The organism is Pseudomonas sp. GW821-FHT09C09 (assembly GCF_059418105.1).
The window spans coordinates 536,172-557,225 of record NZ_JBWKPF010000001.1 but is presented as its reverse complement, the minus strand read 5'-3'; the positions used below and the strand labels follow the sequence as shown (position 1 = coordinate 557,225).

At 59.7% G+C, this 21,054-nt stretch carries 26 protein-coding genes; 24 read left to right on the top strand and 2 right to left on the bottom strand.

All coding sequences use genetic code 11. The features are described from left to right. Positions 1–42: 42 nt before the first annotated feature. The 7 genes from fghA (at position 43) to rpoS (ending at position 6,082) form a co-directional block, all read left to right on the top strand. A complete protein-coding gene (fghA, locus tag AC07NR_RS02785; protein WP_134825648.1) occupies positions 43–888 on the top strand; it encodes an S-formylglutathione hydrolase in 846 nt (281 codons plus the stop codon). A gap of 43 nt (positions 889–931) precedes the next feature. Further along, positions 932–1,405 carry a 2-C-methyl-D-erythritol 2,4-cyclodiphosphate synthase gene (ispF, locus tag AC07NR_RS02780; protein ID WP_042606995.1) on the top strand — a complete coding sequence of 158 codons (474 nt, stop codon included), beginning with the start codon at positions 932–934 and terminating at the stop codon, positions 1,403–1,405. Next, positions 1,402–2,460 (top strand): tRNA pseudouridine(13) synthase TruD, encoded by a 1,059-nt coding sequence (gene truD, locus AC07NR_RS02775; RefSeq protein ID WP_248738169.1) that lies wholly within the window; start codon positions 1,402–1,404, stop codon positions 2,458–2,460. The genes ispF and truD overlap by 4 nt, the downstream gene beginning before the upstream one ends. Next, positions 2,448–3,197 (top strand): 5'/3'-nucleotidase SurE, encoded by a 750-nt coding sequence (surE, locus tag AC07NR_RS02770; RefSeq protein WP_085712856.1) that lies wholly within the window; start codon positions 2,448–2,450, stop codon positions 3,195–3,197. The genes truD and surE overlap by 13 nt, the downstream gene beginning before the upstream one ends. A 41-nt stretch (positions 3,198–3,238) precedes the next feature. Beyond that, positions 3,239–3,874, top strand: coding sequence for a protein-L-isoaspartate(D-aspartate) O-methyltransferase (locus AC07NR_RS02765; protein ID WP_169432601.1), 636 nt, complete (start codon positions 3,239–3,241; stop codon positions 3,872–3,874). Positions 3,875–4,086: 212 nt separating this feature from the next. Continuing rightward, the gene (locus tag AC07NR_RS02760; protein WP_305837008.1) at positions 4,087–4,968 is read left to right on the top strand and encodes a peptidoglycan DD-metalloendopeptidase family protein; all 882 of its coding nucleotides are present in this window, start codon (positions 4,087–4,089) and stop codon (positions 4,966–4,968) included. A gap of 106 nt (positions 4,969–5,074) precedes the next feature. Then, positions 5,075–6,082, top strand: a complete 1,008-nt coding sequence (gene rpoS, locus AC07NR_RS02755) for an RNA polymerase sigma factor RpoS (protein WP_007954831.1) — start codon at positions 5,075–5,077, stop codon at positions 6,080–6,082. A 510-nt stretch (positions 6,083–6,592) separates the two neighbouring features. Here rpoS and fdxA read toward each other — a convergent pair. Then, positions 6,593–6,916 (bottom strand): ferredoxin FdxA, encoded by a 324-nt coding sequence (gene fdxA / locus AC07NR_RS02750; protein WP_007908827.1) that lies wholly within the window; start codon positions 6,914–6,916, stop codon positions 6,593–6,595. A 163-nt stretch (positions 6,917–7,079) separates the two neighbouring features. Continuing rightward, positions 7,080–9,662 carry a DNA mismatch repair protein MutS gene (mutS, locus tag AC07NR_RS02745; RefSeq protein WP_495077754.1) on the bottom strand — a complete coding sequence of 861 codons (2,583 nt, stop codon included), beginning with the start codon at positions 9,660–9,662 and terminating at the stop codon, positions 7,080–7,082. Between the two features lie 210 nt (positions 9,663–9,872). Here mutS and AC07NR_RS02740 point away from each other — a divergent pair, with 210 nt between their 5' ends. From AC07NR_RS02740 to AC07NR_RS02660, 17 genes are all read left to right on the top strand, one after another. After that, on the top strand, positions 9,873–10,607 hold the full coding sequence (locus AC07NR_RS02740) for a LexA family transcriptional regulator (RefSeq protein WP_495077753.1): 735 nt from the start codon (positions 9,873–9,875) through the stop codon (positions 10,605–10,607). A 148-nt stretch (positions 10,608–10,755) separates the two neighbouring features. Continuing rightward, positions 10,756–10,944 carry a hypothetical protein gene (locus AC07NR_RS02735; protein ID WP_139831911.1) on the top strand — a complete coding sequence of 63 codons (189 nt, stop codon included), beginning with the start codon at positions 10,756–10,758 and terminating at the stop codon, positions 10,942–10,944. A gap of 178 nt (positions 10,945–11,122) precedes the next feature. Beyond that, positions 11,123–11,539, top strand: coding sequence for a tail fiber assembly protein (locus AC07NR_RS02730; protein ID WP_134825655.1), 417 nt, complete (start codon positions 11,123–11,125; stop codon positions 11,537–11,539). 126 nt (positions 11,540–11,665) lie between these two features. Then, a complete protein-coding gene (locus AC07NR_RS02725) occupies positions 11,666–12,094 on the top strand; it encodes a tail fiber assembly protein (RefSeq protein WP_495077752.1) in 429 nt (142 codons plus the stop codon). A gap of 145 nt (positions 12,095–12,239) precedes the next feature. After that, positions 12,240–12,434 carry a Com family DNA-binding transcriptional regulator gene (locus AC07NR_RS02720; protein ID WP_495077941.1) on the top strand — a complete coding sequence of 65 codons (195 nt, stop codon included), beginning with the start codon at positions 12,240–12,242 and terminating at the stop codon, positions 12,432–12,434. Then, positions 12,431–13,012 carry a DUF642 domain-containing protein gene (locus tag AC07NR_RS02715; RefSeq protein ID WP_495077751.1) on the top strand — a complete coding sequence of 194 codons (582 nt, stop codon included), beginning with the start codon at positions 12,431–12,433 and terminating at the stop codon, positions 13,010–13,012. The genes AC07NR_RS02720 and AC07NR_RS02715 overlap by 4 nt, the downstream gene beginning before the upstream one ends. A gap of 94 nt (positions 13,013–13,106) precedes the next feature. Next, positions 13,107–13,445 (top strand): phage holin family protein, encoded by a 339-nt coding sequence (locus tag AC07NR_RS02710; RefSeq protein WP_495077750.1) that lies wholly within the window; start codon positions 13,107–13,109, stop codon positions 13,443–13,445. Positions 13,446–13,517: 72 nt separating this feature from the next. Continuing rightward, positions 13,518–14,039 (top strand): hypothetical protein, encoded by a 522-nt coding sequence (locus AC07NR_RS02705; RefSeq protein WP_305837011.1) that lies wholly within the window; start codon positions 13,518–13,520, stop codon positions 14,037–14,039. A 3-nt stretch (positions 14,040–14,042) separates the two neighbouring features. Then, a complete protein-coding gene (locus AC07NR_RS02700) occupies positions 14,043–14,651 on the top strand; it encodes a phage baseplate assembly protein V (protein WP_495077749.1) in 609 nt (202 codons plus the stop codon). A 14-nt stretch (positions 14,652–14,665) separates the two neighbouring features. Beyond that, positions 14,666–14,998, top strand: coding sequence for a phage baseplate protein (locus AC07NR_RS02695; protein ID WP_085712866.1), 333 nt, complete (start codon positions 14,666–14,668; stop codon positions 14,996–14,998). After that, a complete protein-coding gene (locus AC07NR_RS02690) occupies positions 14,995–15,990 on the top strand; it encodes a baseplate J/gp47 family protein (RefSeq protein ID WP_495077748.1) in 996 nt (331 codons plus the stop codon). Before AC07NR_RS02695 ends, AC07NR_RS02690 begins: the two co-directional genes overlap by 4 nt. Continuing rightward, positions 15,987–16,622, top strand: a complete 636-nt coding sequence (locus AC07NR_RS02685; protein WP_423205014.1) for a phage tail protein I — start codon at positions 15,987–15,989, stop codon at positions 16,620–16,622. The genes AC07NR_RS02690 and AC07NR_RS02685 overlap by 4 nt, the downstream gene beginning before the upstream one ends. Next, positions 16,623–18,239: a phage tail protein gene (locus tag AC07NR_RS02680; protein ID WP_495077747.1), complete on the top strand. Its 1,617-nt coding sequence runs from the start codon at positions 16,623–16,625 to the stop codon at positions 18,237–18,239. 9 nt (positions 18,240–18,248) lie between these two features. Further along, on the top strand, positions 18,249–18,833 hold the full coding sequence (locus AC07NR_RS02675; protein ID WP_423205016.1) for a hypothetical protein: 585 nt from the start codon (positions 18,249–18,251) through the stop codon (positions 18,831–18,833). Positions 18,834–19,057: 224 nt separating this feature from the next. Beyond that, positions 19,058–19,243, top strand: a complete 186-nt coding sequence (locus AC07NR_RS02670; protein ID WP_039771239.1) for a hypothetical protein — start codon at positions 19,058–19,060, stop codon at positions 19,241–19,243. A 2-nt stretch (positions 19,244–19,245) separates the two neighbouring features. Further along, the gene (locus tag AC07NR_RS02665) at positions 19,246–20,412 is read left to right on the top strand and encodes a phage tail sheath protein (protein ID WP_248738157.1); all 1,167 of its coding nucleotides are present in this window, start codon (positions 19,246–19,248) and stop codon (positions 20,410–20,412) included. After that, a complete protein-coding gene (locus AC07NR_RS02660; protein ID WP_134825665.1) occupies positions 20,412–20,918 on the top strand; it encodes a phage major tail tube protein in 507 nt (168 codons plus the stop codon). The genes AC07NR_RS02665 and AC07NR_RS02660 overlap by 1 nt, the downstream gene beginning before the upstream one ends. Positions 20,919–21,054: the final 136 nt, after the last annotated feature.

Here is a 21,054-nt window from a genome sequence, read left to right as displayed (position 1 = left end):
CACGGCTGCCAATGCGCAGCCGTGGTTGCGTAGGAGTCCTACATGAGTCTGGAAAATATCTCCTGTCAGAAGAGTTTTGGCGGTTGGCACAAGCGTTATCGCCATCGCTCCGAAGTGCTGGGCTGCGACATGGTGTTCGCCGTGTATCTGCCGCCACAGGCAGAGCAGGGCGGCAAGCTGCCGGTGCTGTACTGGCTGTCGGGCCTGACCTGCACGGACGAGAACTTCATGCAGAAGGCCGGCGCCATGCGCATGGCGGCTGAACTGGGGTTGATCATCGTGGCGCCGGACACTAGCCCCCGTGGTGCCGATGTACCGGGTGACCCTGATGGCGCGTGGGATTTCGGCCTCGGTGCCGGGTTCTACCTGAATGCCACCCAGGAACCGTGGTCGCGGCACTATCGGATGCATGACTACGTCGTGCAGGAATTGCCTTCACTGGTTGAAGCGCATTTCCCGGCGTCGGACAAGCGCAGCATCAGCGGCCACTCCATGGGCGGTCACGGTGCACTGGTCTGTGCGTTGCGCAATCCGGGGCGCTATCTGTCGGTGTCGGCGTTCTCGCCGATCAACAACCCGATGGATTGCCCATGGGGTCAGAAAGCGTTCAGCCGCTATCTGGGCGAAGACCGTTCGAAATGGCGCGAGTGGGATGCCTGTGCGCTGATCGCCGAGGCCGACGAGAAACTGCCATTGCTGGTCGATCAGGGTGACCGCGACGATTTCCTCGCCACGCAGCTCAAACCCGAAGCCCTGCAACAAGCGGCAAAACAGGCGGGTCATCCGCTGACGTTGCGTCTGCAACCGGGCTACGACCACAGCTATTTCTTCATCGCCAGCTTCATTGACGACCACTTGCAGCATCACGCACGCGCTCTAAAGGGCTAATGCAGGTAGAATCACGCCCTGACAAAATTCGGGGCGTTTTTTTATGCGTATTGGCCACGGCTATGATGTGCACCGTTTCGCTGAAGGCGATTTCATTACTCTGGGCGGCGTGCGAATCGCACACGGCTTCGGGCTGCTCGCTCACTCCGACGGTGACGTCCTGCTGCATGCCTTGAGCGATGCCTTGCTCGGCGCTGCGGCGCTGGGTGATATCGGCAAGCATTTCCCGGACACCGACCCACAATTCAAGGGCGCCGACAGCCGCGTGCTGTTGCGTCATGTGGTCAGCCTGATCCACGCCAAAGGCTGGAAAATCGGCAACGTCGACAACACCATCGTTGCCCAGGCACCAAAAATGGCCCCTCATATCGAATCGATGCGCGCGCTGATTGCCGCGGATCTGCAAGTAGAACTGGATCAAGTGAACGTGAAAGCCACCACCACCGAGAAGCTCGGCTTCGTCGGCCGCGAAGAAGGTATTGCCGTGCATTCCGTTGCCTTGTTGCTGCGCGCATGAACGAACTGCAACTGCTCGGCCCGCGGGCCTATGGCGACGCCCTCGGCACCGCGGTACTGAAAGCCATCGCTGAAGATTTCCAGGTCGATGAAGTCCTCGACATTCCGTTCAGCGGTGACGGCGAGCACCTGTGGATCTGGGTGGAAAAGCGCGGTCTGAACACCGAAGAAGCGGCGCGCCGCATCGCCAAGGCGGCCGGTGTGCCATTGCGCACGGTCAGCTACGCCGGCCTGAAAGACCGTCAGGCGCTGACCCGCCAGTGGTTCAGCGTGCAATTGCCGGGCAAGGCCGATCCGGATCTGTCGGCGGCGGAAAACGACACGCTGAAGATCCTCAAGACCACCCGCCACAAGCGCAAGCTGCAACGCGGCGCGCATTCGGCCAACGGTTTCACCTTGCGCCTGACTCAATTCAATGGCGACAAAGCCGCCATCGACGAGCGCCTGCAACAGATTGCCAAACAAGGCATCCCGAACTACTTCGGTGCCCAGCGCTTCGGTCATGATGGTGGCAACGTCGTCGATGCCCGTTCATGGGCGGCGCGCAAGGCTCTGCCAGAACAACGCAATGTGCGTTCGCGGCTGCTGTCGACTGCACGCAGCTATCTATTCAATCAGGTGTTGGCGGCGCGTGTTGCCGATGGCACCTGGCAGCGCGCCCAGGTCGGCGATCTGCTGGCGTTCACCGACAGCCGCAGCTTTTTCCCGGCGGGTGTTGCCGAGTGCAGCGACCCGCGCCTGGCGATACTCGATCTGCATCCGACCGGCCCGCAGTGGGGCGAAGGTGACTCACCGGCCGCCGGCGCTGTCCATGATCTGGAGCAGGCAATCGCCGCACGCGAGGCGGATCTGCGCGATTGGTTGATTAATGCCGGTATGAGCCACGAACGTCGTATCCTGCGGCTGCCCATTGGCGGGTTGACGTGGCATTATCCCGAGCCTGACATTCTGCAACTGGAATTCGTCCTCCCGGCCGGATGCTTCGCCACCGTATTGGTGCGCGAACTCGTTGATCTGGTGCCGGTGGGGCAGACGGACAGCCCATGCGTATTCTGATTTCTAACGACGATGGGGTGACTGCGCCCGGTCTTGCCGCGCTTTATGCTGCGCTGGCGGATTACACCGAATGCGTGGTTATCGCCCCGGAACAGGACAAAAGCGGTGCCAGCAGTTCGCTGACACTGGATCGTCCGCTGCACCCGCAATACCTGGCCAACGGTTTCATCAGTCTCAACGGTACGCCGACCGACTGCGTGCACCTGGGGCTCAACGGTTTGCTGGAGCGCGAACCGGACATGGTGGTTTCGGGCATCAACCTCGGCGCCAACCTGGGCGACGACGTGTTGTATTCCGGGACAGTGGCGGCGGCCCTCGAAGGCCGCTTTCTTGAGCGCCCATCGTTTGCCTTCTCGCTGGCTTCCCGGCAGGTGGACAATCTGCCCACCGCCGCCTACTTTGCGCGCAAACTGGTCGAGGCCCACGCCGGGCTCGATCTGCCACCGCGCACGGTACTGAATGTGAACATCCCCAATCTGCCGCTTGATCACATTCGCGGCATTCAGCTGACGCGCCTGGGCCATCGTGCCCGTGCGGCAGCGCCGATGAAAGTGGTCGATCCCCGTGGCAAGGCCGGTTACTGGATTGCTGCCGCCGGCGATGCCGAGGACGGCGGGCCGGGCACCGATTTCCATGCGGTGATGCAGGGCTACGTTTCCATCACTCCGTTGCAGCTCGATCGCACTTTCAATGATGCTTTCAGAAGTCTCGACGGCTGGCTGGAGGGGCTCAACTGATGGCTCGTGAACAAGACGACCGGTTGCGCAGCGGCATCGGGATGACCTCCCAGCGCACCCGTGAACGCCTGATTCAGCGTCTGTATGAAGAAGGACTGTCCAACGCGAACGTGCTGGAAGTGATCCGCCGCACTCCGCGCCATCTCTTCGTCGACGAAGCGCTGGCGCACCGTGCCTATGAAGACACCGCGCTGCCGATCGGCCACAACCAGACCATCTCCCAGCCTTATATGGTCGCGCGCATGAGCGAGTTGCTGCTCGAGGCGGGGCCGCTGGACAAGGTGCTGGAGATCGGCACCGGTTCCGGTTACCAGACGGCGGTGTTGTCGCAACTGGTCGAGCGGGTGTTCTCCGTCGAGCGGATCAAGGTGCTGCAGGACCGGGCCAAGGAACGCCTGGTCGAGCTCAACCTGCGCAACGTAGTGTTCCGCTGGGGCGATGGCTGGGAAGGCTGGCCGGCGCTGGCGCCGTACAACGGCATCATCGTCACGGCCGTGGCGACCGATGTTCCCCAGGCGCTGCTCGATCAGCTGGCACCGGGCGGGCGGATGGTCATCCCGGTCGGCTCAGGCGAAGTTCAGCAATTGATGTTGATCGTGCGCGAAGAAAACGGCTTCTCCCGACACGTTCTCGGGGCGGTGCGTTTCGTGCCATTGCTCAACGGGCCGTTGGCCTGAGCATTTGTTTTTCGGCGCTGAATTCCTTGCGTGTGCACCTGTCTTACAGCGGCACCGATTGTTTAAACAGAATTCATCGTCCATGAGCAAACGTGTGCGCCGAGCGATAACGCTTCATTAAAGGTAAAGCCGGATTCGCCCGTTATACTTGCGAAGCTACACGCCGAAATCGGCATTCCACATTTTTTCAGCCACCACAAAGGGAGCGGCGGGTGAGTCTCACAGTCATTGCGCAGCGTATGGGTAACACGAGCTTTCAGCGCCTGGTGACTGGCCTTGTCTTGAGCACCTTGCTGGTCGGTTGCTCCAGCACCAAATCGAACAACGTTCGGGTGGTCGATCGCAACAATGCGGTCGCCCAGCGTCCTACAGTGACGACCGGACAGTATGTAGTCCGTCCGGGTGACACGATGTTTTCCATCGCGTTTCGCTACGGCTGGGACTACAAAGCCCTCGCTGCCCGGAACAATATTCCTACGCCGTACACGATCCACCCGGGTCAGACGATTCGCTTCGATGGACGCCCGGGTTCAACGTCGACAGCGGTGGTGAGCAACAGCGGTTCTGCGCCGTCCTCGTCGAGTAAAACCACGATAATCCGGCGCCAGGCGAATGGCACGACGACCACCACAACCACGGGTTCCGGGGCGGCTGCCACGACCGTTGTACCGTCCGTCGCCAACAAGCCGGCACCGGCTCCATTGCCTCCACCCGGCCCGGCCCCGACCGGCTGGGGATGGCCATCTAATGGCATTCTGATTGGAAAATTCTCTTCAAACGGTAGTTTGAATAAAGGAATTGATATCGCCGGGGATTTGGGACAGCCTGTTTTAGCTGCGTCTGATGGGACGGTGGTTTACGCCGGGAGTGGCTTAAGGGGCTACGGCGAATTGGTCATCATCAAACACAGCGAAACCTACGTCAGTGCTTACGGACACAACCGTCGGCTGTTGGTACGGGAGGGGCAGCAGGTCAAAGTCGGACAGACAATTGCCGAAATGGGGTCAACGGGTACAGACCGGGTGAAACTGCATTTTGAGATTCGCCGACAAGGTAAACCTGTAGATCCGCTGCAGTTCCTGCCAAGACGTTGATTTGCAGACCAGCCTGTTCCGTCGCGTAGAGGGGACAGGCTCCAGCGTTGCCAAGGATAAAGGCGTCGCTTGAGCTTGGGGTCGAACTCACCAAAGGACTATAACAATGGCTCTCAGTAAAGAAGTGCCGGAGTTTGACATCGACGATGAGGTTCTCCTGATGGAGACCGGCATCGATTCGGATTCGATGTCGAATGATGAAGGGGCTGCTCCACCTTCCGTTCGTGCCAAATCCAAACACTCCGCTTCACTTAAGCAACACAAGTACATCGACTACACCCGGGCACTCGATGCCACGCAGCTGTACCTCAACGAAATCGGCTTTTCCCCATTGCTCTCCCCGGAGGAAGAAGTTCATTTTGCGCGTCTGTCGCAAAGTGGCGACCCCGCCGGGCGCAAGCGCATGATTGAAAGTAACCTGCGGCTGGTGGTCAAAATCGCCCGGCGTTACGTCAATCGGGGGCTGTCGCTGCTGGATCTGATCGAAGAGGGCAACCTCGGGCTGATCCGCGCGGTGGAAAAGTTCGATCCCGAGCGCGGCTTCCGCTTCTCGACCTACGCGACCTGGTGGATCCGTCAGACCATCGAGCGCGCGATCATGAATCAGACCCGGACCATCCGGCTGCCGATCCATGTGGTCAAGGAGCTCAACGTGTACCTGCGGGCTGCACGGGAGCTGACGCAAAAACTCGATCACGAACCTTCACCCGAAGAAATCGCCAACCTGCTGGAAAAACCGGTGGGCGAGGTCAAGCGCATGCTGGGCCTGAACGAGCGGGTTTCTTCGGTCGACGTCTCGCTGGGTCCGGATTCGGATAAAACCCTGCTGGACACCCTTACGGATGACCGCCCGACCGATCCATGCGAACTGCTGCAGGACGACGATCTGTCGCAGAGCATCGATCAATGGCTCTCGGAGCTGACCGACAAGCAACGCGAGGTGGTGGTCCGCCGCTTCGGCCTGCGCGGTCACGAGAGCAGCACGCTGGAAGATGTAGGCCTGGAGATCGGCCTGACCCGGGAGCGGGTGAGACAGATCCAGGTGGAAGGCCTCAAGCGCCTGCGTGAGATTCTCGAGAAAAACGGCCTGTCGAGCGAGTCGCTGTTTCAGTAAGCGTCCTGCATGACCGCCCGCAAAAAGCCCCGACTGGTTCGGGGCTTTTTGTTGTCTGGCTCTGGCAACCTGTTCGGAACCTGACGACCGGTCGTCATTTCCCGGGTTTGTAGTCTCACGGTGTAAGCCCTGGCTTACTCTTTCGTAAGTGTTCGTTATTTTTACACTGCGGAAGACATCCATTGGGCTGTAGAGTCACTGGTAAGACTCTGATTTATATGAATATTTATAAATATTAAATGCTTATGACAGGAGGTTTTACCGGAATGAACCGGTTGCCCGAAACGGGGAACTCTTTAGTATCTGGGTTGTGTCGACGGATAGACACGCCCTTCAAGGAGGAAGGGAATGGACATCGCAGGACGCGATTCATCAGGACGATGAAAAGGAACACAGGGAATAGGGAAAAAATGTGGGCGGGTCAAACCGCCCCTTTTTTTGCCCGCAGAAAAGCAAACCCGGAAAAACAAAAAGGCCCGCAAGGGGCCTTTTCTTCAAACGCGGGACAGATCAGCGTTCGAGGTCTTTGATCTTGCCTTTGACGCCATCCCACTCTTCGGCGTCCGGCAGCGATTCTTTCTTCTCGGTGATGTTTGGCCAGATCTCGGCCAGCTCAACGTTCAGCTGAATGAACTCCTGCATTTCTTCCGGGACTTCGTCCTCGGAGAAAATCGCGACGGCCGGGCATTCCGGTTCGCACAGGGCGCAGTCGATGCACTCATCCGGGTGAATCACCAGGAAGTTCGGGCCTTCGTAAAAGCAGTCCACCGGACAGACTTCTACGCAGTCGGTGTACTTGCACTTGATGCAGTTGTCGGTGACGACGAAGGTCATTTCTAATTTTCTCCTCAGGCGGCGGCAGCGTTGCCCCTTCACGGTTGGGGTCGCCAGGTTCGGGAGCGATGTCTGCCAGCCAGGCTAATAGCCAGCAGCATCCCGAACCGCGCGAGATTCTAACAGCTTGAAGCCGTTTGCGTTATATCCGGTTCTTCGGTGCTTAGATCCGGTTCTTAAGTGCATATAACATTTCGAGTGCCCGTCGCGGCGTCACGTCATCGAGATCCAGTTTGGCCAGTTCGTCCAGTACCGGGTGCGGCAGGCTGGCAAACATGTCGCTCTGTTGTGGTGTCGCCGGCTTGCCTTTGGCGGCAGGCTTTGGCGCCTCATGGGGCAGTGCGGTATCTTCCAGTCGGCTCAGATGCTCGCGTGCGCGCACGATCACTTCGCTCGGCACACCGGCCAGTTGCGCCACGGCCAGGCCATAGCTCTGGCTGGCAGGCCCCGGCAACACATGGTGCAGGAACACGATGCGTTCGTTGTGCTCGGTAGCGTTGAGATGCACGTTGGCCACCAGTGGCTCGGCTTCCGGCAACACGGTCAGTTCGAAATAGTGCGTTGCAAATAGAGTATAGGCACGCAAATGTGCCAGTCGCTCAGCGGCCGCCCATGCCAGCGACAAACCGTCGAAGGTGCTGGTGCCACGACCGACTTCGTCCATCAACACCAGGCTGCGCTCGGTGGCGTTGTGCAGGATGTTGGCGGTTTCGCTCATTTCCACCATGAAGGTCGAGCGCCCGCCGGCCAGGTCGTCGCTGGAACCGATACGGGTGAAGATCCGGTCCACCAGCGACAGTTCACAACTGGCCGCCGGCACGAAGCTGCCGATGTGAGCCAGCAGCACGATCAATGCTGTCTGGCGCATATAGGTGGATTTACCGCCCATGTTCGGGCCGGTGATCACCAGCATCCGGGTGTTGTCGTCCAGGCTCAGGTCGTTGGCCACGAACGGTGTGGTCAATACTTGCTCGACCACCGGGTGACGACCCTGGGTAATGCGCATGCACGGTTCGCTGACGAAGGTCGGGCAATTCAGATCGAGATTCAGTGCTCGCTCGGCGAGGTTGCTCAACACATCCAGTTCAGCCAGTGCGCCAGCGGTGTCCTGCAGCGGCGGCAACTGGCTGATCAGATCTTCCAGCAGCGCCTCGTAAAGCATCTTCTCGCGAGCCAGGGCACGGCTCTTGGCCGACAGTGCCTTGTCTTCGAATTCTTTCAGTTCAGGCGTGATGAAGCGCTCGGCACCCTTGAGGGTCTGACGGCGAATATAGTCTGCCGGTGCCGATTCGGCCTGCTTGCTCGGCAGTTCAATGAAGTAGCCGTGGATACGGTTGTAGCCGACTTTCAGGTTGGCCAGGCCGGTTCGGGCCTTCTCCCGGGCTTCCAGATCGATCAGGAACTGGCCGGCGTTTTCGCTCAACGATTGCAGCTCGTCGAGCTCGCTGTCGTAACCGGTTTTCAGCACGCCGCCGTCACGGATCACGGCGGGCGGGTTGTCGATAATGGCTTTTTCCAGCAGCGCCGCCAGTTCCGGGTAAGTGCTGGTGGTGGTGGCCAGACGTTGCAGGTGTGGCGCTTCCAGGTCGGTCATCGCCACTTGCAGTTCCGGCAGGGCGCCGAGTGCGTCACGCAGGCGGGCGAGGTCGCGAGGGCGGGCATTGCGCAGACCGATCCGCGCCAGAATCCGCTCGATGTCGCCGATTTCCTTGAGCTGCGGTTGCAGGCTTTCAAAGCGATAGCGGTCGAGCAGGCAAGTGATCGAGGTCTGGCGCGCCAGCAGCACGGTCAGATCGCGTAGCGGGCGATTGAGCCAGCGAGTCAGCAAACGGCTGCCCATGGCGGTCTGGCAACGGTCGACCACCGATTGCAGGGTGTTGTCGCGGCCGCCGGCCAGGTTGGTGTCGAGTTCCAGGTTGCGGCGGCTGGCGCCGTCCAGCACCACGGTATCGTCCAGCCGCTCGTGACGCAGGCTGCGCAGGTGGGGCAGGGCGGTACGCTGGGTTTCCTTGGCGTAGGCCAGCAGGCAACCGGCAGCGCCGATGGCCAGGGTCAACGTTTCGCAGCCGAAGCCTTTGAGGTCCTGGGTCGAAAACTGCTGGCAAAGACTTTTCAGCGCCGAGTCGCGCTCGAAATCCCACGGCGCACGGCGACGAACGCCACGGCGTTTTTCCGCCGGCAGGTCTTTTGGCCAGTCATCCGGGATCAGCAACTCGACCGGGTTGACCCGCTCCAGCTCCGCCAACAGGTTCTCCCAGCCCTTGATCTCGAGCACGGTGAAGTTGCCGCTGGTGATGTCCAGCACCGCCAGACCGAACAGACGCTCATCCCCCAGCACCGCCGCAATCAGGTTGTCGCGACGTTCATCGAGCAGTGCCTCATCGCTGACCGTGCCAGGGGTGATGATCCGCACCACCTGACGCTCGACCGGGCCCTTGCTGGTGGCCGGGTCACCGACCTGCTCGCAGATCACGACCGACTCGCCGAGCTTGACCAGTTTCGCCAGATAGCCTTCCGCCGCGTGATACGGAATCCCGCACATCGGAATCGCCTGCCCCGCCGACTGCCCGCGAGCGGTCAGGGTGATGTCCAGCAACTTGGCCGCCTTCTTCGCGTCTTCGTAGAAGATCTCGTAGAAGTCGCCCATGCGGTAGAACATCAGCTGGTCCGGGTGCTGATTCTTCAGGCGCCAGTACTGCTGCATCATCGGGGTGTGGGAGGACAGGTCGGAGACGGCTTTATTCATCGGATTGTCAGGTAACTCGTTGGAAGATGTGGGGCAAAAGCGGGGCGGTCGCCGGGCTTTTCCGCGATGGGCGCAAGGTTACCATGGGCAGTCTGTCGGACGCAGGCATCGCGGCCGGGTGACAGTTATATGGCGCAAAAAGGTCGATTATGCACGATTTATGCAAATCAGCATTTGTCTTCCCGAAAAACTTCAAGCACTATGCGCGTTATGCAAAAACGCAACGTATCCTCCGTCTTAAGAGCACTGCTCGATCAGCACGGGATCTCCCCCACGGAGCTCCACCGTCGCACCGGCGTGCCTCAATCCACTCTCTCGCGGATTCTCAGCGGGAAGATCGTCGATCCTTCGGATAAACACATCTCGAAGATCGCCGAGTACTTCGCCGTGAGTACCGATCAGTTGCGCGGGCGCGCGGATGTTGCGCCGGTCGCCGGCAGCGGGCGCGAGGAGTTGCATTCCGAACTCAAGGACATAAGCCTGTGGGACGATGACACGCCCGTCGATGACGACGAGGTGTCGGTGCCCTTCCTTCGCGAGGTTGAATTGGCTGCTGGATCAGGAAGATTCGTCATCGAAGAGAGCGAACGCTCTAGCCTGCGCTTCGGCAAGCGCAGCCTGCGCCATAACGGCGTGCAGTTCGACCAGGCCAAATGCGTGACCGTACGGGGCAACAGCATGTTGCCAGTGCTGCGTGACGGCGCCACCGTCGGTGTGAACGCGGGCAAGTGCGGTATCGGCGACATCATCGATGGCGACCTTTACGCGATCAACCACAACGGTCAGTTGCGGGTGAAACAGCTCTATCGCCTGCCCACCGGTATACGCTTGCGCAGCTTCAATCGCGACGAACATCCGGACGAGGACTACAGCTTCCAGGACATGCAGGAAGAGCAGATCGTCATCCTCGGTCACGTCTTCTGGTGGGGCATGTACGCCCGGTAACGATACCTCTCTCAGATAAAACCCGCCCACGGCGGGTTTTTTTTCGCCTGTAGAAAACCGGACAACCCTTGATTGGCGGGGCTTCCATGCATCCGCGCATTTTTCATGCATAAATAAATGCATTTACGCATTGACTGGATATGCATACATGCATATTCTTGCCGCCAAGCCGCTCGACAAAGCGGCTGGCAACAACAGCTCTTTAGTTCCACAAGAACAGGCAGCGATGAACCGGCCTCAACGGTTCAGAGGGTTGGCAACTGACCCGGGTGTGCAGCGTAAAGCACCAGAAGCAGTTATCCGGCGGGCAGGGACCGCGGTCGGAAAAACAATTTGAACGGGCTCGTACCGCGCCAGTAGCGCCGAAAAGTCAGCTTCCTTCACGTACACAGGGATGGAAGGAAGGCAAAGGAGTGCATTACTGAAAAGCCCGGCGTTTTGCCGGGCTTTTTGGAATGCCTGTCTGGGCAGAAAGAGAAAGGCCGGAATGCCGGCAATCAAAAAGGATGATGACCATGAAGAAGTACGTACGTGTTGTGGATGGCAAGGTCGACAACATTTTCGAAACCAACAATCCGATCACCGACGATTTCCCGGCGACTCAGGTCTGGGTGGATGTCACCGCATTGCCCAAGATCGATTATTCCTGGAACGCAGTGAAAACCAACGGCGTCTGGACCTTCACCGACAGCGATATGTGGGGCCAGCCATCGCAGTTGTCCAATCAACTGCGCGCCGAACGATCGCGCCGGTTTGATCGAGTCAACGCCACTCTGCTGGCTACCGCGCTGGAACAAAAGGTTGAACTGGGTCTGGCGACTCCAGCCGATATCGCGGGGCTGCAAGCCTACAAGCAGTTTTTCATTGATATGAGCAACGTCAACAAGCAGCCAGGCTACCCGCTGACAATCACTTGGCCTGAAGTTCCATAAACACCGATTCATGCCGCTGCACGCAGACCGCATCACTCAATGGCCCGGCGCACCGCCGGGCTTTCTGATTGCCGGTCTGGCGGGAACAGAAATGCCGGGAACCGGCAATCAAAAAGGATGATAAGCATGAATCGATACGTCTTCATCACGATGCCCAATTTCAAGGTTTATCGGGTGCTGGATACCGACGAAGGAAAGCCGGTCAGTCTTCCTGACGGATTGTGGGGGCAATGGGTGGATGCCACTGGAAACGCGGAAGTTGCGGTGGGGTGGAATGCCAGATTGGTCAACGATCAATGGGAGTTGCATGCACCCACCTACGAAGAGGTGGCCAGTGAAGTCAAGTTCCTCGCGACTGAGAAGCTGTCGAATGCCAAAGGCTGGCTGACGTTCAATCCGTTGGATTACAAGAAGGATCTGGGGATCGCAACGCCAGAGGAAGAAGCGGCATTACTGGCATTCAAGCAATACGTTGTCGCTGTGTGCGAATACAAGAGTCAGCCGGGTTACCCGTACACCATGATTTGGCCGACAGAGCCTTTTTCGCTGGTTTGATTCGACGATCCGATTGTTCTGGTTTGTATTACTGAAAAGCCCGGCCTCAGTGCCGGGCTTTTTGGAATGCCTGCCGGATGCGCGCCGCTTCAACGAAGCGTCACGGCATAAACACTGTCAGGCGGAGAATCAAAAGGATTTGCAGATGTTGAAAGACTGCCGCTGCGGCCATTGCAAAAGACTGCTTGCCCGGGTGGGTGAGTACACCGAGCTCCAGATCAAGTGTTCCCGCTGCGGAACATTGAATCATGTGAAGGCCACGAGCCCCGAGCGATCGCCTGTGAGCGACATGAGCACGATCGCGTGCACAAGACCATCCGACTCTACAGGTAAAAAATGAAATCGATCAAAACTCATCTGGGTTCGATGCTGTTGTCCCTGACACTGCTGGCTGCCAGCAATTCTGCGTTCGCGGCCGAACTGGTCGTCAATGGAAGCTTTGAAACCCCCGGTTGCGGCAACGACTGCATTTTGAATACACCCGCTCAGGCCGACTTCATCAACGGCTGGACAACGTTCCTGTCCGGTGTGGAGTACATGAACGTCCGCGCGGCCATCGGCAGTTCGGTTGCCGCCGATGGCGCCATGGCCGTAGATCTTGCCAACTATGTATACGAAAACGGCGGCGGGATTCAGCAGAACATCAATACCGTCGTTGGCGCGAAGTATCGCCTGAGTTTCAGTGCCGGTAACTCGAAGTATGTGAATCGCTCCGGCAACGGTGTCATCAACGTCAAGGTGGCCGGAAAAACCACCAGCTTCGACACTCCTGTGGCGACAGGTGATGCAACCGTATGGGAAACCAGAACCCTGGACTTCACCGCCACTACTTCGCAAACGACCCTGAGCTTCTGGAACGAGCAGAATCCGAACGCTCATTTCGCGTTCATCGACAAGGTCAGCGTAGTACCTCTTTAAGGCATTACCGGCGGGCACTCCTGCAGTGCCCGCTTTCAGAGACAGCGTTTGAAACTAAAACACATCACACATCAATCTTTCCTGGAGGCGTGACATGACAAACGAGCAACAAGCGTTGCTGGACATGCCAGTCTGGCTGGTCATCCTCCTTGCCGTGGCGGGCGGGGTCTCCGGCGAAATGTGGCGCGCCGACAAGGAGGGCGCCCGCGGCTGGCCACTGCTGCGACGCCTCGCCCTGCGCTCCGGTGCCTGCATGATCTGCGGCGTTTCGGCGATCATGCTGCTGTACGCCGCCGGCATGTCGATCTGGGCCGCCGGTGCCTTCGGTTGCCTGACCGCAATGGCCGGTGCCGACGTGGCCATCGGTCTGTACGAACGCTGGGCAGCCAAGCGCATCGGCGTCAGCGAAGTTCCTCCGCGCGACCCGCAATAACCCTTTCACTTCCCTGTCTCGCTGCACACGTGCGGCGGGGCTGCGCGTGGACAATCGAAAAGGAGGTCATGCATGCCTGCACTGGTTTTACAGCCATCGCAGCTGTTCACGGCAATGGCGACAGCCTTGCGCAATAACGCCGGCCTGAACGTGCAGGTCGGTACTCACGATGACTTCACGGTCCCCGGCGACAAGGCCTGGGTGCTGATCGACATCGAACGTAATGCACCGGGAGAGCGCGCCGCCAACGGGCGCATTGCTCACGCATTGACGCTGTCTCTTCAAGTCATTCCGGCCATTTCTGCCACGGCGTTTGCCGCGTGTGACCTGATCGCCGCCCTGAAAAACCTGATCACTGACAACCGCTGGGGCCTGCCCGGCGATCAGTGTGATCTGCCTGTGAATATCGATGGTTTGCCGTCACTGGCGATTCGCGCCGATCAGCCCAACAAGGCCTGGACCCTGACTTTCAACCAGACCCTCTACCTCGGTCCGACGTTGCTCGACGATCCGCTCGGCACCCCGAAATTCGCCCGCACCTGGGAAGTCAGCGACATCGACGACCCTGACCAATACACCTCGCTGGAGGCCTGACCGATGTTCGACGCATTACTGCGTATGCAACTGGGCCCGATCATCGAGCGCCTGGCCGAAATGGAAGCGGAGATCGAAGACCTGCACCGGCGCGCCGAGAGTTTCTGCCGCATCGGTATCTGTCAGGAGGTCGACGCGGCAAGCAACACCTGCCGTGTCAGTCACGGTGGACTGCTCACGCCGGCCATCAAATTCTTCAACCCGAGCGCCGGCGCGCAAAGCGAGTCGCGGATTCCCAGCGTGGGTGAACAGTGTCTGTTGCTCAACTACGGCAGCGGCGAAAGCGGTGCGCAAAGCGTGGCGTTGTTCGGCTTGAACAGTGATCGCTTTCCACCCGTTGCGACCATCCCCACGCTGACGCGACGGGTGCATGTCGATGGCAGTGAAAGCGGTTACGACGACGCCTCTCACACCCTGCACTGGCAAAACGGTCCTGCGGCTTTCAACGGTTCTCGCGAATCCCTTGAGCTGAGCATCGGCCCGGCGCGGCTGGCGATGACGCCGCAAGCGATCAACCTGCAACTGGGCGCCACCGGCCTGACCATCGACGCCTCGGGCGTGCACTTCAGCGGCCCGTTGGTGGATCACCAGGGTCGCGTCATCAGCCCCTGAATCAAGAGCCTCCCATGATCGGAATCGATAGAGACACCGGGGCCACGGTCGACGACTGGCTGCAATTCGTGCAGCGCGCGACACGAGCCCTGACCACGCCGCTGGGCACCCGGCAAAAAAGGCCCCTTTATGGTTCGTTGATCCCCACGCTGCTGGGGCAAAACCTCGGCGATGACGTTCTGCTTCTGGCCCAGAGCCACGCCGCGCAGGCGTTCTACAACCCGCAGAACGGCATCGGCGATTTCCAGCCCGGCGTGATCGTCGCCACCCGACAGGGCGCCGGCCTGCTGCTGCGTTTCGCCGGCACCTGGAAAAACCGCCAACAGACATTCGAGGTCGTGACATGAGCATGTTGATCCCTGGCCAGAACCAACTGGCCGAACCTTCGCTGATCAAGGTCGAGGCCTTCGAGGATCTACTCGCCGAGTTCAAGACCTTCGTCCTGGAGTACGTCGGATCCCGCTCGCCGCAGAGTGCTGCGAAACTCAAGACCAGCCTGGACAACGAAAGCGAACTGCTGACGATGGCGCTCGAAGCGTTTTGCGTTCGCCTGCAGACCCACGAACGCAAATACAACGCCCGCATCAAGCAGATGCTGGCGTGGTGGGCGACCGGCAGCAATCTCGATGCACGGCTGGCGGACATGGGCCTGGAGCGGCAGCTGCTCGACCCGGGCGACCCGGCGGCATTTCCGCCGGTGCCGGCGATTTACGAAAGCGACGATGACGCCCGGTTGCGCTATTACCTGGCGCCCCATGCGCCGGCAGCAGGTTCGCGGATGCAGTACCGCCGCGAAGTGTTCACCCTCGGCGAGCGGCCGGCGGTGAAAGTCGAATCCAGCGATGCCGGCGTCGTCGACGTCACCTACACCTTCGCCCCGGACGGCCTCGCCGCACAGGTCAAGGATGGCAATGGCCGCCGCACCGCACCCGGTGAAGTGCAGGTGACTGTGCTGTCCCGCGATGCCGACGGCACACCGTCCGCTGCATTGCTTGACGGCGTGCGCCAACACTTCGCCCGGCCCGATGTCTGCCCGGAAACCGACAAGGTCACGGTCAAGGGCGCCGAGATTCAGCGCTACAGGATCCGCGTCGTGGCGAAGATCAATTCCGGCCCGGATTCGGGTCTGACCAAAGTCGCCGCCGAGCAGCATCTGCAAGCTTACGCCGACAGTTGCCATCGTCTGGAAGGCCGGGTCGACCCGAGCTGGATCGACTACACGCTGCACAGCGCCGGCGCCGTCCAGTTGCAGATTCTTGAACCGCTGACACCCATCGTGTGCAGCGCGTTTCAAGCGCCGTATTGCACGGCGGTCGAGGTCGAGGTGCAGACGCTATGACGGACCAGACACCGCGTCCGACCCTGCTGCCGGCCAACAGCTCGGCGCTGGAACGGGCGCTCGATATTGGCTTCGGCACCTTGCTTGACCGCATCGTGCCGCCGTTTCCCGAACTGATGAATCCAAGCGAAACACCGGTCGCGTTCCTGCCGTATCTCGCAGCGGATCGCGGCGTGGCCGAATGGAGCACCGACGCACCGGAGCGGGAAAAGCGCCTGACTGTCGAACTGGCCTGGCCCACTGCGCGCCAGGCCGGCACTCGCAAGGCGCTGGAAAATGCCGCCAAGGGGTTGCAACTGAGGCCTGAAGTCCGCGCCTGGTATGAGCAGACACCGCCGGGCGCGCCGTACAGCTTTTCCGTGCGGGCCTTCACCGACCAACCCTACAGCGAAGAAATCGACGCCCGTCTCGACCGACGCCTGGCCGATGCCAAGAGCGAACGGGACGTGCTGTCGGTGTCGGTCGGCCTCAGCGCCTTCGGCTCTCATGTGATTGGCGCCGCGACCTTCTGCGGCGAACTGACCACGGTCTATCCGGTGTTCCTCGAAGGCCTCGAAACCTCCGGTGAAGCCTTCATTGCGGCCGGTCTCTACACCGTCGAAACATCCACTATTTATCCTCAGGGGGCCTGAATGGCTGACTATTACACCCTGCTCACCAACGCAGGGATTGCCTACGAAACCGCCTGCAAGGCGGCGGGCGTGCCGATCAAGCTGACGCAGATTTCTGTCGGCGATGGCGGCGGCGCGGTTTACAACCCGGCTGCAACAGTGACCGCGCTGAAACGCGAAGTCTGGCGCGGACCGCTCAATGCGCTGTTCCAGGACGAGAAAAATCCGAGCTGGCTGCTCGCTGAAGTCACCATCCCGCCGGACGTCGGTGGCTGGTACGTGCGTGAAGCCGGGCTGTGGACCGACACCGGCATTCTCTACGCCATCGTCAAATACCCGGAGTCGTTCAAACCGGTGCTGGCCACCTCCGGCTCGGGCAAAGAGTTCTACATCCGCTCGATTTTCGAGACCAGCAATGCCTCGCTGGTGACGCTGCTGATCGACGACACGGTGGTCAAGGCCACTCGTGCGTGGGTCATGAGCTACCTCGCCGAAGAACTCGGCAAACTCGATGGCAAGCAGTCGGTGCGCGTTGCTGCCACTGCCAATGTGGTGCTGAACGGTGCGCAGCAGATCGACGGCGTGGCGGTGATCGCCGGTGACCGCGTGCTGCTGCCGAACCAGACTCTGGCCAAGGACAACGGCCTGTGGATCGTCGCCAACGGTGACTGGGTACGAGCGAACGATGCCAACGTCAGCGCCAAGGTCACTCCAGGCCTGACGGTGATGGTGGAAGAGGGCACGCTCAACGGCGATTCGTTGTGGCACCTGACCACCAACGCGCCGATCACCCTCGGCACCACAGCGCTGACCTTCAAGATGCTGGCAGGGCGCACCGGGATTGCTGCCGGGACTTACAAGAGCCTGAGCGTTGACGAATATGGCCGTGCGACCGCCGGGGCCAACCCCGTGACACTGGCCGGTTTCGGGATCACTGACGCCCTTGGAATCAACGCCACTGCAGTCGCGGCTCGAAAGCTCGAAACGGCGCGCAGTATTTCCATCTCCGGCGCGGCGAGTGGTAGCGCGTCATTTGACGGGTCGGCGAATGCCAACATTGCCCTGGCACTTATCGATTCAGGTATTTCTGCAGGTACGTACACAAAGGTCACCGTAAACGCAAAAGGCTTGATTACAGGTGGATCAGCACTTTCAGAGGCAGATATTCCGCCCCTTAACTGGACGAAAATTGGATCCGGTAAACCGACCACCCTCGCGGGGTACGGGATCACTGACGCCTACACAACAGTGGGTACCCAGAGTGTCGTCAACCAGGCTATTGCTGACTTCACAACCACTAAAAATTTAGCGGTTCCCGCCTTTCTAAACGGGTTCTATGACGCAAACACGTCGCGCTACTGGACAGCAAATGGCAATTTGTATGTCTCCATTGACTTCGCCCGTGGAGCCGCACTCGGTAACCAATCGACTCTGTTGTGCGTCCTGCCGCCCGGAGCCAGGCCACGTTTCAGGTGTTGCGGTACGGGGGACTGGGTTACGTCGTCACCTTTGGCGTTTGGTTACCTCTCTTGGTCACTCGAAACAAATGGGAACTTGACTATTGATTTGTCGGTGGGCGCGACGAACGGAGCTGGCGGCTATCAAGGTCAAATCCACTTATGCACTCAACTGGCGTGAAGGCAAACCATGTATTTCATCCTTGATTCAAACGGCGAGTTTCTTTACTCCGATGCCACCAACAAGAACTATCTAGACTGGACTTTGATCCCACTTCCCCAGCCCTGCTGGAACCCCCGGTTTTCCGGAGCGCGGGACAAGACAACTGGGGAGTGGACTGGCGTATGGTTGCAGGACGGGGAGCCAGTCCCTACGGCCGAGGATATTTGTTTTCGGATCGACACCTACGCTGATGAAATGCGCAGGTTTGTTGCCGGCGATCCATTGCGCGCAGTTGAGTATGGCCGTGTAATCGCTGAAACCCAGCAGTTTAAGGACGACGGCTATCCAGGCAGTGCTGTACCGCGCACGGTAGCCGCTTGGGCAATCACGGGGCGAACCCCACGTGAGGCGGCCGACAGCATATTGGCTGAAGCTAAACAATACACAGAGGTGTTGTCCAAAATCCGCGATCTTCGTCTTCAGGCGAGGGAATTGATCAAACAGAAGATCGCATCGGGGGCCACCGAGGACGCACAGCAGATTGCTAATGATGCAATCACGGCGATTCAAGCAGCAGTTTCCGGAATCGGGAGCGTCAACGGTCAACGATGAATACCTTTGGATTTTTGTTCTGCAATTCGAAAAGTCCGTTGAGTACCCTGATCTGCAATGTCACATGATTAGCTCAATCCGGACGCTTTATCTGCGGGCAAACTCCGATATTGCAGAGCTCCAATAAACGCCTCGAATCTCAGGGGCGTTCTTTTTCCCCAAAAAAATATCACCCGCCAAGCCCCTCCCCACGAGGGGCTTTCCCGTTTATGGAGAAACGAAAAATGGCAACCCGCCAAACCTACACCGTGCTCGTTCCATTCCCCACCGGCGGTGGGCACTGGTCGAGCGTCGGCCAGGAACTCGATCTGCTCGACGTCGAGGCCAGTGCCCTGCACAGCGCCGGTCGACTGGAGCTGAAAACACCTACCACCAAGGCCGTGAAGGCCGCTGCCAAGAAGGCTGACTGAATATGGCTGAGGTTCTGAACTTCGAGCACAACGGCATTACCGTCAATGCCACCGAATCCCCCGAGGCCATGGGTGGCCTGGGTGACAACGTCATCGGTCTGGTCGGCACCGCGCCGAAAGCCGATCCGCTGATTCCGCGCAACGCACCGTTTCGCATCAACAGCTTCACCACCCACGCGCTGCTCGATCCGACCGGCGCGGAAGAGGGCACCCTGTACCACGCCGTTTACCAGATCCTCAAAGTGGTCAAGGTGCCGGTGTACGTGGTGATCGTCGAGGCGGGCGCGACCCCGGCCGACACCGTCAACGCAGTGATCGGCGGCATCGAGCCAGTGACCGGTCGCAAACTTGGTCTGGCCGCGCTGGGCAGCGTCCCTGAAGACCTGACCATCATCGGCGCGCCGGGCTTCACCGGCACCAAGGCGGTGGCCAGCGAGTTCGCCTCGTTCGGCAAACGCATCAAGGCCCGTGTGGTGCTGGACGGCAAGGACGCTTCGGTCGCCGACCAGGTGACCTACAGCCAGGAACTGGGTGGCGCCGACCTTGGTTTCGACCGTTGCCTGGTGGTGCACAACATGCCCGCCGTGTACTCGAAAGCGGCGAAGAAAAACGTCTTCCTCGCACCATCCAGTCTGGCAATCGCCGCGCTGGCCAAGGTCAAGCAATGGGAAAGTCCGGGCAACCAGGTGACCTACGCCGAAGACGTGTCCCGGGTCGTTGAGTACAACATCCTCGACACCTCCACCGAAGGCGATCTGCTCAACCGCTACGGCGTCAGCTATTACGCCCGCACCGTGCTGGGCGGCTTCTCGCTGCTGGGTAACCGCTCGATCACCGGCAAGTTCATCAGCTACGTCGGTCTGGAAGACGCCATCAGCCGCAAGCTGGTGAAGGCCGGCCAGAAAGCCATGGCCAAGAACCTGACCAAGTCGTTCATGGATCAGGAAGTCAAACGCATCAACGACTGGCTGCAAACCCTGGTCGCCGACGAAACCATTCCTGGCGGCAGCGTTTACCTGCACCCGGAACTCAACAGCGTCGAGAAGTACAAGAACGGCACCTGGTACGTGGTCATCGACTACGGCCGCTACGCGCCGAACGAACACATGGTTTATCAACTCAACGCCCGCGATGAAATCATCGAGCAGTTCCTGGAGGACGTTCTCTAATGTTTACCAACCGTAATCGCCAGGCCATCGCGGCCACCCTGCAAGGCCTGCCGCTGTCGGCGACCGTGGAGGAATTCACCCCGCCGAAGATCGAATTCGACGTGGAAGAGATGCGTGGCGGCCGCTTTATCGTTGAAGAAATGGTCAAGGGCGGCAAAGCGCTCAACGCCAAGTTGACCCTGCAAGGCATGGGCACCGAGGTCATGCTTGCACTGGGTGTGAAGCTGGGCGACGACATCCTGCTGAACGTGCGTGAAGCCGGTCAGGACCAGGACGGCAACACCTGGTTCACCTACCACACGGTCGGCGGCAAGCTGAAATCCCTGGAGGAAACCGCGGTGAAAATGGGTGAAAAACCCAAGACCAACCTGGAGCTCTCCTGCCGTACCTACAACCGTCTGGAAAATGGCGTGCCGGTGATCGACATCGACGTGCGCACCCAGAAGTTCGTACTCAACGGCGTCGACATCCTCGGCGATGCGCGTCGTGCGGTGCTGATGCCGTAAGGCTCGGCCAGAAAGGCAACAACCCACCCTGTGGGAGCGAGCCTGCTCGCGATGAGGCCATCACATTCAAATTCAATGTTGACTGACCCGCCGCCATCGCCAGCAGGCTGGCTCCCACAGGTTGTACTCAAGAATC

Coding starts and splice junctions, on each gene's coding strand:
- AC07NR_RS02735 (WP_139831911.1), top strand. CDS start 10,756: ATGCATATTCTTGCCGCCAAGCCGCTCGACAAAGCGGCTGGCAACAAC.
- surE (WP_085712856.1), top strand. CDS start 2,448: ATGCGTATTCTGATTTCTAACGACGATGGGGTGACTGCGCCCGGTCTT.
- ispF (WP_042606995.1), top strand. CDS start 932: ATGCGTATTGGCCACGGCTATGATGTGCACCGTTTCGCTGAAGGCGAT.
- mutS (WP_495077754.1), bottom strand. CDS start 9,662: ATGAATAAAGCCGTCTCCGACCTGTCCTCCCACACCCCGATGATGCAG.
- AC07NR_RS02695 (WP_085712866.1), top strand. CDS start 14,666: ATGATCGGAATCGATAGAGACACCGGGGCCACGGTCGACGACTGGCTG.
- rpoS (WP_007954831.1), top strand. CDS start 5,075: ATGGCTCTCAGTAAAGAAGTGCCGGAGTTTGACATCGACGATGAGGTT.
- AC07NR_RS02660 (WP_134825665.1), top strand. CDS start 20,412: ATGTTTACCAACCGTAATCGCCAGGCCATCGCGGCCACCCTGCAAGGC.
- AC07NR_RS02710 (WP_495077750.1), top strand. CDS start 13,107: ATGACAAACGAGCAACAAGCGTTGCTGGACATGCCAGTCTGGCTGGTC.
- AC07NR_RS02685 (WP_423205014.1), top strand. CDS start 15,987: ATGACGGACCAGACACCGCGTCCGACCCTGCTGCCGGCCAACAGCTCG.
- AC07NR_RS02670 (WP_039771239.1), top strand. CDS start 19,058: ATGGCAACCCGCCAAACCTACACCGTGCTCGTTCCATTCCCCACCGGC.
- AC07NR_RS02680 (WP_495077747.1), top strand. CDS start 16,623: ATGGCTGACTATTACACCCTGCTCACCAACGCAGGGATTGCCTACGAA.
- AC07NR_RS02665 (WP_248738157.1), top strand. CDS start 19,246: ATGGCTGAGGTTCTGAACTTCGAGCACAACGGCATTACCGTCAATGCC.
- fdxA (WP_007908827.1), bottom strand. CDS start 6,916: ATGACCTTCGTCGTCACCGACAACTGCATCAAGTGCAAGTACACCGAC.
- AC07NR_RS02730 (WP_134825655.1), top strand. CDS start 11,123: ATGAAGAAGTACGTACGTGTTGTGGATGGCAAGGTCGACAACATTTTC.
- AC07NR_RS02740 (WP_495077753.1), top strand. CDS start 9,873: ATGCAAAAACGCAACGTATCCTCCGTCTTAAGAGCACTGCTCGATCAG.
- AC07NR_RS02725 (WP_495077752.1), top strand. CDS start 11,666: ATGAATCGATACGTCTTCATCACGATGCCCAATTTCAAGGTTTATCGG.
- AC07NR_RS02720 (WP_495077941.1), top strand. CDS start 12,240: ATGTTGAAAGACTGCCGCTGCGGCCATTGCAAAAGACTGCTTGCCCGG.
- truD (WP_248738169.1), top strand. CDS start 1,402: ATGAACGAACTGCAACTGCTCGGCCCGCGGGCCTATGGCGACGCCCTC.
- AC07NR_RS02690 (WP_495077748.1), top strand. CDS start 14,995: ATGAGCATGTTGATCCCTGGCCAGAACCAACTGGCCGAACCTTCGCTG.
- AC07NR_RS02715 (WP_495077751.1), top strand. CDS start 12,431: ATGAAATCGATCAAAACTCATCTGGGTTCGATGCTGTTGTCCCTGACA.
- AC07NR_RS02700 (WP_495077749.1), top strand. CDS start 14,043: ATGTTCGACGCATTACTGCGTATGCAACTGGGCCCGATCATCGAGCGC.
- AC07NR_RS02765 (WP_169432601.1), top strand. CDS start 3,239: ATGACCTCCCAGCGCACCCGTGAACGCCTGATTCAGCGTCTGTATGAA.
- fghA (WP_134825648.1), top strand. CDS start 43: ATGAGTCTGGAAAATATCTCCTGTCAGAAGAGTTTTGGCGGTTGGCAC.
- AC07NR_RS02705 (WP_305837011.1), top strand. CDS start 13,518: ATGCCTGCACTGGTTTTACAGCCATCGCAGCTGTTCACGGCAATGGCG.
- AC07NR_RS02675 (WP_423205016.1), top strand. CDS start 18,249: ATGTATTTCATCCTTGATTCAAACGGCGAGTTTCTTTACTCCGATGCC.